Source organism: Modestobacter sp. SYSU DS0511, from assembly GCF_054050755.1.
On record NZ_JBJGZY010000034.1, the window covers coordinates 14954 to 30179 of the forward strand.

At 74.8% G+C, this 15226-nt stretch carries 14 protein-coding genes; 10 read left to right on the top strand and 4 right to left on the bottom strand.

Annotated elements, in window-relative coordinates; genetic code table 11:
* Window positions 1-3: 3 nt before the first annotated feature.
* Complete coding sequence (locus tag ACI783_RS15615; RefSeq protein ID WP_457141289.1) at window positions 4-837, bottom strand: hypothetical protein; 834 nt, start codon at window positions 835-837, stop codon at window positions 4-6.
* A gap of 188 nt (window positions 838-1025) precedes the next feature.
* On the opposite strand from ACI783_RS15615, the gene ACI783_RS15620 reads away from it, so the two are divergent.
* The 6 genes from ACI783_RS15620 (at window position 1026) to pstB (ending at window position 7067) form a co-directional block, all read left to right on the top strand.
* Complete coding sequence (locus ACI783_RS15620) at window positions 1026-1763, top strand: winged helix-turn-helix transcriptional regulator (protein ID WP_457141290.1); 738 nt, start codon at window positions 1026-1028, stop codon at window positions 1761-1763.
* A gap of 5 nt (window positions 1764-1768) precedes the next feature.
* Complete coding sequence (mshD, locus tag ACI783_RS15625) at window positions 1769-2722, top strand: mycothiol synthase (protein WP_457141291.1); 954 nt, start codon at window positions 1769-1771, stop codon at window positions 2720-2722.
* A gap of 261 nt (window positions 2723-2983) precedes the next feature.
* Window positions 2984-4102, top strand: coding sequence for a phosphate ABC transporter substrate-binding protein PstS (gene pstS, locus ACI783_RS15630; protein WP_457141292.1), 1119 nt, complete (start codon window positions 2984-2986; stop codon window positions 4100-4102).
* A 124-nt stretch (window positions 4103-4226) separates the two neighbouring features.
* On the top strand, window positions 4227-5174 hold the full coding sequence (gene pstC, locus ACI783_RS15635) for a phosphate ABC transporter permease subunit PstC (protein WP_457141293.1): 948 nt from the start codon (window positions 4227-4229) through the stop codon (window positions 5172-5174).
* Window positions 5174-6262, top strand: coding sequence for a phosphate ABC transporter permease PstA (gene pstA, locus ACI783_RS15640; protein ID WP_457141294.1), 1089 nt, complete (start codon window positions 5174-5176; stop codon window positions 6260-6262). Before pstC ends, pstA begins: the two co-directional genes overlap by 1 nt.
* A 25-nt stretch (window positions 6263-6287) precedes the next feature.
* Window positions 6288-7067, top strand: coding sequence for a phosphate ABC transporter ATP-binding protein PstB (gene pstB, locus ACI783_RS15645; RefSeq protein ID WP_457078837.1), 780 nt, complete (start codon window positions 6288-6290; stop codon window positions 7065-7067).
* Window positions 7068-7339: 272 nt separating this feature from the next.
* Here pstB and ACI783_RS15650 read toward each other — a convergent pair whose 3' ends face one another.
* Entirely contained in the window at window positions 7340-8911 is a 1572-nt protein-coding gene (locus tag ACI783_RS15650; protein WP_457141295.1) for an LCP family protein, read from the bottom strand.
* 994 nt (window positions 8912-9905) lie between these two features.
* On the opposite strand from ACI783_RS15650, the gene ACI783_RS15655 reads away from it, so the two are divergent.
* Complete coding sequence (locus ACI783_RS15655) at window positions 9906-10871, top strand: hypothetical protein (RefSeq protein ID WP_457141296.1); 966 nt, start codon at window positions 9906-9908, stop codon at window positions 10869-10871.
* A 67-nt stretch (window positions 10872-10938) separates the two neighbouring features.
* Here the strand turns inward: ACI783_RS15655 and ACI783_RS15660 are convergent, their stop codons facing one another.
* Both ACI783_RS15660 and ACI783_RS15665 read right to left on the bottom strand, forming a co-directional pair.
* Window positions 10939-11367, bottom strand: coding sequence for a DUF2795 domain-containing protein (locus tag ACI783_RS15660; protein WP_457141297.1), 429 nt, complete (start codon window positions 11365-11367; stop codon window positions 10939-10941).
* Between the two features lie 34 nt (window positions 11368-11401).
* Window positions 11402-11611, bottom strand: coding sequence for a DUF2945 domain-containing protein (locus ACI783_RS15665; RefSeq protein ID WP_457141298.1), 210 nt, complete (start codon window positions 11609-11611; stop codon window positions 11402-11404).
* A gap of 339 nt (window positions 11612-11950) precedes the next feature.
* Between ACI783_RS15665 and ACI783_RS15670 the strand changes: the two genes are divergently transcribed.
* From ACI783_RS15670 to ACI783_RS15680, 3 genes are all read left to right on the top strand, one after another.
* Window positions 11951-12754: a siderophore-interacting protein gene (locus ACI783_RS15670; RefSeq protein WP_457141299.1), complete on the top strand. Its 804-nt coding sequence runs from the start codon at window positions 11951-11953 to the stop codon at window positions 12752-12754.
* Window positions 12755-12880: 126 nt separating this feature from the next.
* Window positions 12881-13606 (top strand): response regulator transcription factor, encoded by a 726-nt coding sequence (locus ACI783_RS15675; RefSeq protein ID WP_457078851.1) that lies wholly within the window; start codon window positions 12881-12883, stop codon window positions 13604-13606.
* A 4-nt stretch (window positions 13607-13610) separates the two neighbouring features.
* Entirely contained in the window at window positions 13611-15224 is a 1614-nt protein-coding gene (locus ACI783_RS15680; protein WP_457141300.1) for a sensor histidine kinase, read from the top strand.
* The last annotated feature ends 2 nt before the right edge of the window (window positions 15225-15226 follow it).

Consider the following 15226-nt stretch of genomic DNA (forward strand, 5'->3'; position numbering starts at 1 on the left):
CACTCAGCCCGTCGCGTAGAGGGTGAGCGCGTACGCGAACGGCGCCGCGGCGGCGAAGGGGAGCAGCGCCTGCACGACCGGGAGCCCCCAGCTCGGCTCCCCGCGCTCGACCACGACGTAGGAGGCGCCCACCGCGGTCAGCGTGGCCACCCCGGCCAGCGTCGCCCCGTACATCGCGGACCAGAGCTGCTCCACCAGCGGCCCCCCACCGCCGGCCAGCAGGGCGACGGCGACGCCGGCCAGCACGGCCAGCACCAGGCCGACCAGGCCGCGGGGCACCCCGGGAGCCAGCAGCGGGCGGGGCAGCAGCAGGTCGACCAGGTGGCCGACCACGAGCGCCGTGCCCACCACGATCGCCCCGGTGGTCGCCGCCGTCGGGCCGTCGTCGATCCGCGCGACCCCCAGCTGCACCGCGAGGGCACACACCGAGCACAGCAGGAGGAGCACCCCGGCCAGCGAGGCCACCAGGTACAGCCGCGGCGCGGGGCGGGTCATCTGGTGGACGACGGCGGCCAGGAAGCCCAGCCCGAGCACGACCAGCAGCCCGTCCAGCTCGGGGCGCTCGGGCAGCAGCAGCGCGACGTCGGCGCCGGCGGCGGCGAGCACCCCCAGCAGCACCGACCCGACCGCCCCGCGGATGCCGGTGGCCACCACCCAGCCGGCGACCAGGGCCAGCTGCAGCACGGCGATGGCCGCCACCCGGCCGGGCGTGCCCAGCAGCTCCGGCAGCCCGGCCAGCAGTGCGGCCGCCACGACCACGGCGAGGGCGGCCGGGAGGTGGTGGCGGCGCGACGACAGCTGCGACGACGGCAGGGTGTCGGGCGCGGCGGAGCTCACCCGCTGATCGTCCCAGAGACCCCTGTCGCCGTCGGGGCACCCCGGCGCGACGTGTCGTCGGCGCGGACCCGCAGCAGCGCGCCGTCGCCCGGGAGGGCGGATCGGCGCCGCACGTCCGCTATCCTGCCTGCTCACCTCGACATCGGCGTCGACGGCCCGCCAGATGGCAGCACGGTGAGGAGACCCCCATGCGACTCGTGCTCATGACCTCGGCACGGCAGGCGACGACCGAGGTGCTGCCGGCCCTCGGGCTGCTCGCCCACCAGGTGCGCGTGGTCGCCCCGGAGCTGTCCAGCCTGCTCGACGGCGACGCCGGTGACGTCGTGCTGGTCGACGCCCGGCACGACCTGGTCTCCGCCCGCACGCTCTGCTCGCTGCTGGCCTCCACCGGGGTCGCCGCCTCGCTGGTGGCCGTTCTCTCCGAGGGCGGCCTGGTCGCGCTGTCGGCCGACTGGGGCGTCGACGACGTGGTGCTCGACACCGCCGGACCCGCCGAGGTCGACGCCCGGCTGAAGTGGGCCACCGCCCGGCGCCTGGCCGCCGCCACGCCGGTCGACGGCGGCGACGGCGGGGTGACCAAGGCCGGCGAGCTGGTCATCGACGAGCACAGCTACTCCGCCAAGCTCCGCGGCCGCCCGCTCGACCTGACCTACAAGGAGTTCGAGCTCCTCAAGTACCTCGCCCAGCACCCGGGCCGGGTCTTCTCCCGCGCGCAGCTGCTGCAGGAGATCTGGGGCTACGACTACTTCGGCGGCACCCGCACGGTCGACGTCCACGTCCGCCGCCTGCGGGCCAAGCTCGGCACCGAGCACGAGGCGCTGATCGGCACCGTGCGCAACGTGGGCTACAAGCTCGACCAGCAGGTCGCCGACGCCACCGCCGCGGCCCACGTGACCGCCACCGACACCGGCGCGCCGGTCTCCTGAGCGGCGTGGCCGGGACGACCACCGACATCACCGACGGCGACGGCCTCCCTCGGGAGGCCGTCGCCGAGGTGCGGGCGCTCCTGGGGGCGGCGCTCACCGCCGACGGCGTCCGGCCGGTGTCGGAGGAGGCCGAGCTGCGACTGCAGCACGGCGGTCCGGCCGGCGGCCGGGACGTCGTCGCCCGAGCGGCCGACGGCTCCCTCGTGGGCTACGCCCGGCTCGAGGCCGCCCCCGGCGAGGCCGAGGCGGAGGCGGAGCTGGTGGTCGCGCCGGCCGCCCGTCGGCGCGGCATCGGCACCGCACTGCTGGCCCACCTCGAGACGCTCGCCGGCGACCGGCCGTTGCGCGTCTGGGCGCACGGCGAGCGGCCGGGCTCGGCCGAACTCGCCCGGGCCCGCGGCTACGAACGGGCCCGGGTGCTGCTGCAGATGCGCCGCCCGCTCACCGACGTCGACCCCGATCCGCAGCCGGCGCTGCCGCCGGGGGTCACGGTGCGCACCTTCCGCCCGGGCACCGACGAGGCCGCCTGGCTGCGGGTGAACGCCCGCGCGTTCGCCGCCCACCCGGAGCAGGGCCGCTGGACCGCCGAGGACGTCGCGATGCGCGAGGCCGAGCCGTGGTTCGACCCCGCGGGCTTCTTCCTGGCCTGGGAGGGCGACCCCGACGACGGCGGGCGACTGCTCGGCTCGCACTGGACCAAGGTGCACCCCGCCGGTGAGGCCGGGCCCGACCCGGTGGGCGAGATCTACGTGCTGGGCATCGACCCCGACGCGCAGGGCATGCGACTGGGCCGCGCGCTGACCGACCTCGGGCTCGCCCACCTGCGCCGGCTGGGACTGGGCACGGTGCTGCTCTACGTCGAGGAGGACAACACCGCGGCGGTGCGGCTCTACGAGCGCAGCGGGTTCGTCCGGCACGCCGTCGACGTCGCCTGGCGGCGGGGCTCCGACCGCTCCTGACCGCCGCCCCGGCCGCGTCGCGCCCGAGAGTGAGCCAGACCACGCATTACCGTAACGAAGCGATAACGGCCACCTCGCCACGAGCTCGTTCACCCGTTCGACGGACAACGTCCTCCGTGCTGTGGCCGAAGGCTCGGTTCGCGTTCACCGGTCGTTCACCGTGACACCCGGATCCGTCCACCTGGGCTGCTTAGCGTCCTCGTCGTTCGGTTCCCGCTGCCCGGCTCCGACGTCCGGGCACACCAGCGAAAGGCCACTGAGTTGAAGCTCAGCACGACGACGCGCGCTGCGGCCCTGTCCGCGGGGCTCGCCGCCACCCTCGCCCTCGCCGCCTGCGGCGCCTCCAACGAGGGCGGTGGATCCGACAACGGTTCCGGCGGCGGCTCCGCCAGCGAGCAGCTCAGCGGCACCCTCGTGGGCGCCGGCGCCAGCAGCCAGCAGGCCGCCATGCAGGGCTGGACGGCGGGCTACTCCAGCGTCCAGCCGGACGTCACCGTCAACTACGACCCGGTCGGCTCCGGCGGTGGCCGTGAGCAGTTCCTCGCCGGTGGCACCGACTTCGCCGGTTCGGACGCCGCCCTGGACGAGGAGGAGCTCGCGCAGGCCGAGGAGCGTTGTGGCACGGCGGGCATCTTCGAGCTGACCAACTACATCGCGCCGATCGCCGTCATCTACAACCTCGAGGGCGTCGACGAGCTCAACCTCTCCCCGGAGGTCCTCGCCGGCATCTTCAACCAGCAGATCACCAACTGGAACGACCCGGCGATCGCGGCGGACAACCCCGACGCCACCCTCCCCGACCTGCCGATCACCCCGGTGAACCGCAGCGACGACTCCGGCACCACGGAGAACTTCACCGAGTACCTGGCTGCCGCGGCCGGCGAGGCATGGCCGCACGAGCCCGATGGCGAGTGGCCCGTGCCCGGTGGCGAGGCCGCACAGGGCACCTCCGGCGTGGTCAGCGCCGTCGGGGCCGGCAACGGCAGCATCGGCTACGCCGACCTGAGCCAGGCCGGCGACCTGGGCGTGGCCAACATCGGCGTCGGCGACGAGTTCGTCGAGCCCACCGCCGAGGCTGCCGCCGCGGTGGTGGAGAACTCGGAGACGCTGGAGGGCCGGGGCGAGTACGACTTCGCCATCGAGCTCGCCCGCGACACCACCGAGTCGGGCAACTACCCGATCGTGCTGGTCAGCTACCACATCGGCTGCATCGAGTACGAGGACCAGGAGACCGCCGACCTGGTCAAGAGCTTCATGGGCTACGTGATCAGCGAGGAGGGCCAGCAGGCTGCGGCCGAGGCCGCCGGCAGCGCCCCGATCTCGGACACCCTGCGCGAGCAGGCCCAGGGCGCCATCGACGCCATCTCGGCCGCCAGCTGACCGAGTCGGCCATCAGCGCGCTGCGGCGGCCCGGAGTGTCCACTCGGACACCCCGGGCCGCCGTGGCGCGTGATCCACTGCACCACTTCCAGCGCCCAGCAGTTCGAGCCCCCCGGAGCGATCGGTGACCTCCACCACCAGCGCACCCCCCACCCAGCAGCCCAAGCGCAGGCCGGGCGACCGCATCTTCGCCGGCAGCGCCAAGGGCGCCGGCATCCTCATCCTGGTCATCCTGGCCGGGGTGACGATCTTCCTGATCAGCGAGTCGGTCCCGGCGCTGACCGCCTCCGCGGACGAGCTCCCCGGTGGGGGTGGTCTGGCCTCCTACATCGGGCCGCTGATCTTCGGGACGCTGCTCTCGGCGGTGATCGCCCTGCTCGTGGCCACTCCCCTCGCGGTGGCGATCGCGCTGTTCATCACGTTCTTCGCGCCGCGCCGGCTGGCCGCCGGGCTGGGCTACGTGGTCGACCTGCTCGCCGCCATCCCGAGCATCGTGTACGGCTTCTGGGGCATCGCCTGGCTGGCGCCGCGGCTGGTGCCCTTCTACCGCTGGCTGGAGGAGACCTTCGGCTTCCTCCCGTTCTTCGCCGGGCCGGTCTCCTCCACCGGCCGCACCATGCTGACCATCGGGCTCGTGCTCGGTGTGATGATCCTGCCGATCGTCAGCGCCATCTCCCGCGAGGTGTTCAGCCAGGTGCCGACGCTGCACACCGAGGCCGCCCTCGCGCTGGGCGCCACCCGCTGGGAGATGATCAAGATGGCCGTCATCCCCTACGGCAAGTCGGGGATCATCGGCGGCGCGATGCTCGGGCTGGGCCGCGCGCTCGGCGAGACGATGGCCGTGGCGATCATCCTGTCCGGCTCGGCGGCCGGCATCACCTGGGCGCTCATCTCCAGCGCGAACCCGCAGACCATCGCGGCGAACATCGCCCTGCAGTTCCCGGAGTCGACCGGGCTCGCCGTCAACACCCTGATCGCGAGCGGGCTGGCGCTGTTCGTGATCACCCTCCTGGTCAACATGCTCGCCCGGTGGGTCGTCAACCGCCGCGCCGACTTCTCCGGAGCGAACTGATGAGCACGTCGACGCAGCAGCCCAGCACCGCGCCGGCCACTCCGGCGCAGGGGCAGCCCGAACTGGGCCAGCACGCGAAGCAGGCGCCGTGGGTGCCGTGGGCGATGTTCGGTGCAGCCGCACTGGTCGCGCTGGCGATCCTGCTGCTGACCAGCTGGAACGTCGTGCTGTTCGTCATCTACACCGTGGCGCTGGGCACGCTGGGCACCTACCTGCTCTCCCGGGCCACCGAGGGCCGGCGCAAGGCCACCGACCGGTTGATCACCTGCCTGGTGGTCAGCGCCTTCGGGATCGCCATGGTGCCGCTGGTCTCGCTGATCTACGAGGTGGTGCGCCGCGGGGCGGAGCGCTTCGACGCCGAGTTCTTCTCCGCCTCGCTGCAAGGAGTCATCGGCCCGGGCGGTGGCGCCTACCACGCCATCATGGGCACGCTGATCATCACCGCGCTGACCACGGTCATCTCCGTGCCGATCGGCCTGATGACCGCCATCTACCTGGTCGAGTACGGCTCCGGCCGGCTCAAGCGGTCGATCACCTTCCTGGTCGACGTGATGACCGGGATCCCCTCGATCGTCGCCGGCCTCTTCGCCTACGCCCTGTTCGTGCTGTTCTTCGGCCCGGGCGTCCGGCTGGGGATCATGGGCGCCGTGGCGCTGTCGGTGCTGATGATCCCGGTGGTCGTCCGCTCGGCCGAGGAGGTGCTGAAGCTCGTCCCCAACGAGCTCCGCGAGGCCTCCTACGCACTCGGCGTCTCCAAGTGGCGGACCATCGTCAAGGTCGTCATCCCCACCGCGATCGCCGGCCTCGGCACCGGCATCACGCTGGCCATCGCCCGGGTCATCGGCGAGACGGCACCGCTGCTGATCACCGTCGGCATCACCAACGCCACCAACTTCAACCCGTTCGACGGGCGGATGGCGACACTCCCGGTGTACGCGTACTACCAGCTCACCCAGCCGGGCGTGCCGCCGCAGAACGCGATCGACCGGGCCTGGACAGCAGCCCTGGTGCTCATCATGCTGGTCATGGGCCTCAACGTCGTCGCTCGCCTGATCAGCCGCTTCTTCGCCCCCAAGACCGGTCGCTGACCGACCCGATCCGGAGGATCTCCCTGTGGCCAAGCGCATCGACGTCTCCGACCTCGACATCTACTACGGCAACTTCAAGGCCGTCGAGGGCGTCAACCTCTCCATCGAGCCGCGCAGCATCACCGCGCTGATCGGCCCCTCCGGCTGTGGCAAGTCGACGTTCCTGCGGTCGCTCAACCGCATGCACGAGGTGATCCCCGGCGCGCGCGTCGAGGGCAAGGTGGTCATCGAGGGGCAGGACCTGTACGGCGGCGACGTCGACCCGGTCGATGTCCGCCGGCAGATCGGCATGGTCTTCCAGCGGCCCAACCCGTTCCCGACCATGTCCATCTACGACAACGTCGTGGCGGGCGTGCGGCTGAACAGCAAGAAGATGAAGAAGTCCGACCTCGACGACCTGGTCGAGCGCTCGCTCAAGGGCGCGAACCTCTGGGCCGAGGTCTCCGACCGCCTCGACCGGCCCGGCTCCGGTCTGTCCGGTGGCCAGCAGCAGCGGCTGTGCATCGCCCGCGCGATCGCCATCGAGCCCGAGGTGCTGCTGATGGACGAGCCGTGCTCGGCGCTCGACCCGATCTCCACCCTCGCCGTCGAGGACCTGATGATGGAGCTGAAGGAGCGCTTCACCATCGTCATCGTCACGCACAACATGCAGCAGGCCGCGCGGGTCAGCGAGACCACCGGGTTCTTCAACCTCAACGGCGTCGGTCAGCCGGGGCGTCTCATCGAGTACAACCCGACCGAGAAGATCTTCAGCAACCCCGACCAGAAGGCGACCGAGGACTACATCTCCGGCCGCTTCGGGTGATCGCTGCCTGATCTCCAGGCTGATCGACTCGCCGACGCCCCCGGCGCGGCGCCCTCACCGGCGCTGCACCGGGGGCGCCGTCGTGTCCGGGGCGGCATCGCATCCCGGGCGGCATCGCATCCCGGGCGGCATCGCGTCCCGGCGCTCCCTGCGCAGGCCGTCGTGCGCTGCCTGGAACCCGCGCGGGACCGGAACCGACGACAGGTGCAGGCCGGGGGCAACAGGGCCCACCCTCGCAGCAGCTGCCCGCCGTGGCGAACCGGGCGGCGAGGTCAGCCGCAGTCGGCGGTGCCCTCGGGCGCCGGCGCCGGGGCTGCGGCGGCCGGCACCGGGGTGCCGAGGGCGACCGGCGCGAGACCGGTGTAGTCCGGGCCGACCACCAGCTGCACGGCACCGCCGACCTGGTCGCTCTCCACGAGCACGGCACCGGGGACCGCGGCGGCCACGGTGCGGGCCGGCTCCAGGGACGCCGGGCCGTACCGGACGACGGTCCGGTCGACCGCTGCGGGCTCCACCCCGCGGGCGGCGACCCGGAAGCCCTGCGCCGCCAGCCCGTCGGCGACCTCCGCCGTCCGCTGCCCGCCGGTGCCGTCCAGCACGTCGACGGTGACCCCGGCCGGCTCGACGCTGACGGTGGTCCCCTCCGGCACCGGGTCGGCCTCGGCCGGGGCCGACGGGGAGTCGGCCGGTGCGGCCTCGGCCGCCCCCTCCGCGGCCTGGACCTCCTCGGCCGCCGGCAGCCGCCCCGAGTCGATGACCGCGTCGAAGAGCCGCCGGGTGGCGGCCGCGTCGACCACGACGGCCGCCAGCTCACCGCCGGCGGGGACGTACCCGATCCGGCTCACCGGCAGGGCAGCGCGCTCGACCGCATCGGCGTCCAGGTCGGCGAAGGTTGTCCCGAAGGTGCGCACGTCGCCGAGCGTGGTGTCGGCGTCGACGGTCAGCGCGTCGGAGGCGCGGGCGAGGAAACGGGTCAGGGTCATCGGGTCGGCCAGCGTGCTGCCGGCCACGGCGGTGCCCATCGTGGCGGCGAGCAGCCTCTCCTGGCGCTGCGCCACTGCGTTCCCGGTGATGTCGTGGCCGTCTCCGCCCGGGCGCAGGTAGCCGGCGGCCTGCTCACCGGTCAGCTCGTGCACACCGGCGGGTAGCGCGAGCGCGGCGTCGCCCGTCGGCACGGGGAGGCACATGGTGACGTCGTCCAGCGCGTCGACCAGCTCCGGCAGCCGGGCCGCGTCCAGCTGCAGGTAGTGGTCGATCCGCAGTCCGGACACCTGCTGCACCGCCCGGACCAGGCAGGCCGGTCCGCCGTCGAGCAGCGCGGTGGCGAAGGACTCGGTGACCGCCTCGCGCACCTCCCCGTCGGCGCCCCGGCAGGTGGGGGTGTCCGTGAGGGCGGTGGGCGGGACGGAGACCAGCACCGCCGAGTCGCCGTCCCCGCTGACGTGCGCGACCAGGGTGCTCACCGCGGCAGGACCGGTGCGGCCGGGCAGGTCGGTGCCGACCACGAGGTAGGTCCGTGACGTCTCCTGCAACTGCGGGGCGAGCACCTCGGGTCCGTCGGTGGCGAGCGCGTCGACCCGCTGCAGGCTGACGTCGGCGTAGAAGTAGAGCCCCACGTAGAAGGCGAGGACGGTGGCGAGCAGGGCAGCCACCGCGACGCCGGCGCGCGCCAGCCGTCGGCGCCCCGGCCCGGCCGGCGCCCGGCGTCGGACGGGGGCGGGCTGCTCGGCCGGTGGCGGGGTGACGGGGGTGTCCCGGCCGGGGATGGGCGGCACGGGCAGGCTGCGCCGCACCCCCGGCATCGGGACCGAGGGCTGGGCGGGCAGCGGCGGCCGGGAGGGCACCTCGGGCAGCGGGGAGGACGCCGGCCGGGCCGGCACCACCGGCTCGGGCCGGTCGGCAGGACGCGGCGGCGTCGCGACCCGCGGCGGCTGGGGCGGCGCGGTGTGCAGCCGCTCGGGCGGTGCGGTATGCGGCCGCTGAGCCGGCGCTGGAGCCCGCGGGGCGACATCTGGGGCGACGGCCGGACGGGCAGCGGCAGAACTGCCACCGGCGGGACGGGGACCGGACGGGGCCACGCCGGAAGGACCGGGGGTCGCCGGTCCCGACGACGGCCGCGGCGGCGCGGCCGGAACGACGCCCGTCGTCGGGGGCGGGGTCGGCTGGGCGCCCGTCTCGGGAGCTCCGGGGCGGCGCGCGTGCGGCGTCGGCCGCGGCGGCGCCGCAGGGTGGGGGCCGGGAGCGGCCGGCTGGAACCAGGTGGCCGGCCGGGCCTCGCCCGTGGCCGCCGGCTCGGCCGGCAGCGCCGGCTGCCAGCCCGTCGGCAGGACCGGCGGCGAGGCCGAGGCCGGGCGGGAGGCGCCGTTCGGCCGGCCCTCCCGGCGCGGGGGCCGAACGCCGTCGTCCCCGGGGCCACCGACCACGGGGGTCGAGCCGGTGCCCTCGGCCGCCTCCCGCCGCTCCGCCCGACGGCGGCGCACGCCGGCGCCCGCACCCGTCCGGGCCAGCAGCTCGTCGACCGTGAGCGGTGCGGCTGGGCCGGCCGCGCCCGGGGCCGCGGGCCGGGACGGTGACCGGTCACCGTCGAGGCCGCGTCGCCTGGGGTCGTCCGCCACCGGTCTGGGCACTCCATCGTCGTGGTCCTGCGGCGCCGCGTCCGGGCCGCTCGCGCCGCGTCGACCGGTGACCGGTCGAGCACGGACCGTTCCACGATACGGGTGACCGGCGCGATCAGGGCCGAACGCGCGGGTGCACCGCAGCCGAGTCGGCCCGTCATGGGCCACCGTTCGACCGGCGAGGTACCGGTTCGCTCAGTACCGTTCCACCGGTGAGGAAGCCGTGAAGCTGCCCATCCCCGGGCCATCGGACCTGCTGGGCGCGGTCGACGGACTGCGCGAGGGCATCGGCCACGGGCTCGCCCTGCTCCCACGGGTGGTCAGCGCGGTCGGGCAGGCCGAGCAGCTGCTCACCCGCGTCGGCGGCCTGCTCGACCGGGCCGAGCAGGCGGTCCAGCGCGCCGAGACGGCGATGGCGAACATCGATGCCACCCGGTCGCACGCAGACGCCGCGATCGCCGGCATCGAGGCGACCCGCCGTACCGCGGACGCGGCGATCGCCGGCGTGGACGGCACACGCCAGGTCGCGGACGCCGCCATCGCCGCGGTGGACGACACCCGGCAGAGCGCCGACGCCGCCATCGCGGCGGTCCGCGAGACGCAGCGGGCCGCCGATGCCGCGATCGCCGCCGTCCGGGGTACCCAGCAGGGCGCCGACGAGGCCATCGCCGCCGTCCGGGGCACCCAGCAGGCGGCGGACGAGGCGATCGCCGCCGTCCGGGACACCCAGACCGCCGCCGACGCCGCGGTCGCGGCCGCCGGGCGCACCACCGAGCTGGCCGGTGAGCTGGTGACGGCGGTGGGCGGCACCACGGCGGACGCCGACGGCCTGCTGCGGCGGGCCGAGGCCCTGCTGTCGGCCTTCTCGCCGCTGCTGGACGCGTACCGCCCGGCACTGGAGGACATGGCGCCGGTGGTGACCAGGCTGGCCGAGGAGATGCACCCCGAGGAGGTGCAGGCCCTGGTCCACCTGATCGACCGCCTGCCGGCGCTCGTGACCCACCTGGACGAGGACGTGCTCCCGGTGCTCGTCACCCTCGGCGACGTCGCCCCCGACGTGCACCAGCTGCTGGACACCGTGCAGGACATGCGCCAGGTGGTGAAGGGCTTTCCCGGGTCGAAGATCTTCCGCCGTCGCGGGGCGGAGGAGATCGCCGACGAGGAGGGCGCCGGGTCCGCGGGCGACTGAGACGCACCGGGCCGGCACCGTCCCCCACTGGGGGCGCGGTACCGGCCCGGTCCGACCGTGCGGCGACTCAGGTCTCGGTCGGGTACCCCAGCGCGCGGGCGACGTCCCCGATCCGCTCGTAGACCTCCTCCTCGGGCAGCCGGCTCAGCTCGTCGGCCACCGCATCGGGTGCCCGGTGGTCGCGGGCGGCCTCCACCAGCTCGCCGCCGGTCGCCGGGAAGTCGGCGCGGTCCAGCCAGCGCGCGAGCTCCGCCCGGGCGACCACAGCGTCTCGGGTCATGCCCACCGGGACCCCGCCGGTCAGCGTGCCGGCCGGGTCGGCGTCGACGTCGGGCTGGTCCTCCCCGACGGGCTCGACCTCCCGCCACTCCTCCGAACGGGTCGCCCGCTCGGCCTTCATCATCCCCTGCACCTCGTGCTCGAGCTCCTCGTCCAGGCGCGGGTTGTGCTTGGTGCTCCGGCTCGAAGCGGCGTCGAAGCCTCCGGTCTCGCTCACGTCTCCTCCTCCTGCGGCCCTCGGGCCGCCACGTTCAGTCCTTCTCGAGTGCGCTGGGCTTGTGGACGGCGGTCCCACCGCTCTTCTGGCTCTTCACCTCGTACTGCGGGTCGTCCTCGCTGGCCCGCACGGTCCGGCCGGCGGCCTTCGTGTCCGAGGTGATCTCCCGCTGGACCGTGCCCTCCGCCTCACCGCCGTGGCTCTTCCACGTCACGTGGTCGCCCTTGCTGAACTCCTCGGGCATCCCGGCCTCCTCTGCGCGGTGGGGCCTCCGGCTCGGCACCCGTCGTGCGGGGGTGCCTGCCCGGGCCGGCGGCACCGCACACATGGACGGCAGACCGGGCTCCCGGGCGCTGCGCGGAGCCGCCGGCGGGCTCACCCCATCGAGGGGGGTCACCCGATCGGGGAGTGCCCCGGCGAAGATCGTCACGTAGCGTGCTCGTTCGACGGGGTGTCCAGAACGTCCTCGCTGACCAGCGCCACGCACTGGTCACGTTCCGTGACAGGACCGTCCGCGAACGCCGGCCCGGCTGGCCCCTTTCCCCCGGGGCCGGTCGGGTCGGCCCGCTTAGGCTGGGCGATCGTGAGCGCCCCCGCCGACCCGCAGCCCGCCAGCAGCGCCCCGGACGCCCGCCCGGTCGACGTCCTCACCGTCACCGCCGTGCGCGACGTCACGCCGGCCGTCCGCCGGGTCACCCTGAGCGCCTCCGCACCCGTGGTCGCGGCAGCCGGACCCACGCTGTCCCTGCTGGTCCCGCGCGCGGGCGATGCCGACCCGCAGTGGCCGCAGGTCGCCCGGGACGGCCGGATCGTCTGGCCCCAGGGCAGCCACGGGGTGAGCCTGCGCAGCTACACCGCGCGCCGGCAGGACCCGGCCGCCGGCGAGCTCGACGTCGACTTCGTGCTGCACGGCGACGGGCCGGCCGCCTCCTGGGCGGCCGCGGCGACGCCCGGCGCCCTCCTCGGCGTGGCCAGCGCCGCACCGCTGGGTTCCGCGCCGGCCGGGTGGCTGCTGCTGGCCGGCGACGAGACGGCGATCCCCGCGATCAGCCGGGTGCTGGCCGACGCCGCCCCGGACACCCGCGGGATCGCCCTCCTCGAGGTCGCCGGACCGGAGGAGGAGCAGCAACTCCCCGCCCCCGCCGGGATCGAGCTCCGCTGGCTGCACCGGGGCGGCACGGAGCCGGGGCTCAGCACCCTGCTGGCCGATGCGGTCGCAGCCCTCCCCCGCCCCGACGGGGACGACGTCTTCGCCTGGGTGGCGGCCGAGTCCGCGGCCGTCCGGGCGGTCCGGGCCGACCTGCGGGGCCGCTGGGGTCTGCGCCGCGGGCAGCACCACGCGATCGGCTACTGGCGCCGCGGCCGGGCCATGTCCCCCGCCGGCTGACGGACAGCACCGCCGCGTGAGCGGGGGCTTCGCAGCGTCCTCACAGGTACCGTCCAGGAGGGACGCAGCCACGGCGACGACGCTGGCGGCATGACGATCGCCGGACCGGCTCCATCGGGAGGGACAGTGCCCACCAGCAGCCCGACCACCGCGGCGCCGGAGGCCCGGCTGCTCGTGGTCGACGACGAGCCGAACATCCGCGAGCTGCTGTCGGCCAGCCTGCGCTTCGCCGGGTTCGAGGTGGCCACCGCCGCCGACGGGCAGCAGGCGCTGGCCCTGGCCGAGGAGTTCCGCCCCGACCTGCTGGTCCTCGACGTGATGATGCCCGGCCTCGACGGCTTCGGCGTCGTCCGCCGGATGCGAGAGAACGGCACGCACACCCCCGTCCTCTTCCTGACCGCCCGCGACGCAGGCGAGGACAAGGTCACCGGCCTGACCCTCGGCGGGGACGACTACGTGACCAAGCCCTTCAGCCTCGACGAGGTGCTCGCCCGGATCCGGGCGGTCCTCCGCCGCGCCCAGGGCGCGCAGCGGGTCGCCGAGTCGCCCAAGCTGGTCTTCGCCGACATCGAGCTCGACGAGGAGTCGCACGAGGTCATCAAGGCGGGGAAGCTGGTGAGCCTCTCCCCGACGGAGTTCAAGCTGCTGCGCTACCTGATGACCAACGCCGGCCGGGTGCTGTCCAAGGCCCAGATCCTCGACCACGTGTGGAACTACGACTTCAACGGCGAGGCCAACGTCGTGGAGTCCTACATCTCCTACCTGCGGCGGAAGATCGACACCACCGAGCCCCGGCTGCTGCACACCCTGCGCGGCGTGGGCTACTCGCTGCGCCTGCCCCGCGGCGCCTGACCGCGTGACGGGCACCCGGACCGACGGCGTGCCGGCGGGCACCAGCTCCGCCGGCGCGCTCACGTCCGGCCCGGACGACGGCGCGGACGGCGTCACGGCACCCGCCGCGGCGGAGGCGGCCCCGGACCGGGCGCCGCGGATCCCGCTGCGGGTCACCATGGTCGCCCTGCTGGTCGCGCTGGTGGCCGCCGCGCTGACCGCCACCGGTTTCGCCGCCACCTCGCTGCTGCGCGAGTACCTCGTCGGGCAGCGGGACCAGGAGGTGGTCAGCTACGCCGCGCAGCTGGCCAACGACCTGCCCACGCTGCAGCGTGCCTGCACCACCCCCGACGCCCAGCTCGCCGGGCGCGGGACGTTCCTGGCCTGCGTCGGTCCCGACGGGGCCTTCGCCGAGCTGTCCGACGGACGGACGTCGGACACCACACCCGACCTGGACGACGTGGACACCAACCAGGTGGCGGCGTCCGGCCAGGAACCGTTCACCGTGCGGTCCGGCGACGGCCGCACCCGTTGGCGGGTCGTCGTCCAACCGGTGACGCCCACCTTCAGCATCGTCTACGGGGTCGACGTGTCCACCGACCAGGCGGTGCTCGCACGGCTGATCGCCATCGAGCTGGTGGTCGGGGTGACGGTGCTGGTGGTCCTCGGCGTCGCCGGGTACCTGCTGGTGCGCAACAGCCTGCGGCCACTGGAGGAGGTGGAGGACACCGCCCGTGCCATCGCCGCCGGCGACCTGTCCCGCCGGGTACCGGCCGGCGACGACCGCACCGAGGTCGGCCGGCTGTCGACCGCCCTCAACGGCATGCTCGGCCGGATCGAGAGCTCCTTCCGCGCCCAGCAGAGCTCCGAGGAGCAAGCCCGGGCATCCGAGTCGCGGATGCGCCGGTTCGTCGCCGACGCCAGCCACGAGCTCCGCACCCCGCTGACCTCGATCCGCGGGTTCGCCGAGCTGCACCGGCAGGGGGCGGTCCGTGGGCCCGAGGACACCGGACGGCTGATGCAGCGCATCGAGTCCGAGGCCACCCGGATGGGCTCGCTGGTGGAGGACCTGCTCCAGCTGGCCCGGCTGGACCAGCAGCGCCCGCTGTCGCTGGGCCCGGTCGACCTGGCCCAGGTGGCCGGTGACGCCGTCCACGACGCGCGCGCCGTCCAACCGGACCGGTCGGTGAGCCTGCACCTGGACGACTCGCTGACCGATGCGCCGGTGGTGCGCGGTGACGAGGCCCGGCTGCGGCAGGTGGTGGGCAACCTGGTGACCAACGCGCTCACCCACACCCCGGTCGAGGCCCGGGTCACCGTGCGGGTCGCCGCGGACCCGGACGACCCGGACTCCGTCGTGCTGGCCGTCGCCGACGACGGCCCGGGCCTGGCACGGGCCGACGCCGACCGGGTGTTCGAGCGGTTCTACCGCGCCGACGCCTCCCGGACGCGGGCCGCCGGGGGCACCGGGCTGGGGCTGTCGATCGTCGCCTCGCTGGTGGCCGCGCACGGCGGCCGGGTGGAGCTGACCACCGCCCCGGGCGAGGGAGCCACCTTCGCCGTCCGGCTGCCCCGCTCGGGGCCGCCCGAGCCCGCGCCCGAGGGAGCCGACGGCGCCGCGGAGGAGCCGGGGTCCTGACC

Bases quoted from the DNA above. Each gene is read 5' to 3' on its own strand.
- ACI783_RS15620 (WP_457141290.1), top strand. From the start codon at position 1,026: ATGCGACTCGTGCTCATGACCTCGGCACGGCAGGCGACGACCGAGGTG.
- pstA (WP_457141294.1), top strand. From the start codon at position 5,174: ATGAGCACGTCGACGCAGCAGCCCAGCACCGCGCCGGCCACTCCGGCG.
- ACI783_RS15665 (WP_457141298.1), bottom strand. From the start codon at position 11,611: ATGCCCGAGGAGTTCAGCAAGGGCGACCACGTGACGTGGAAGAGCCAC.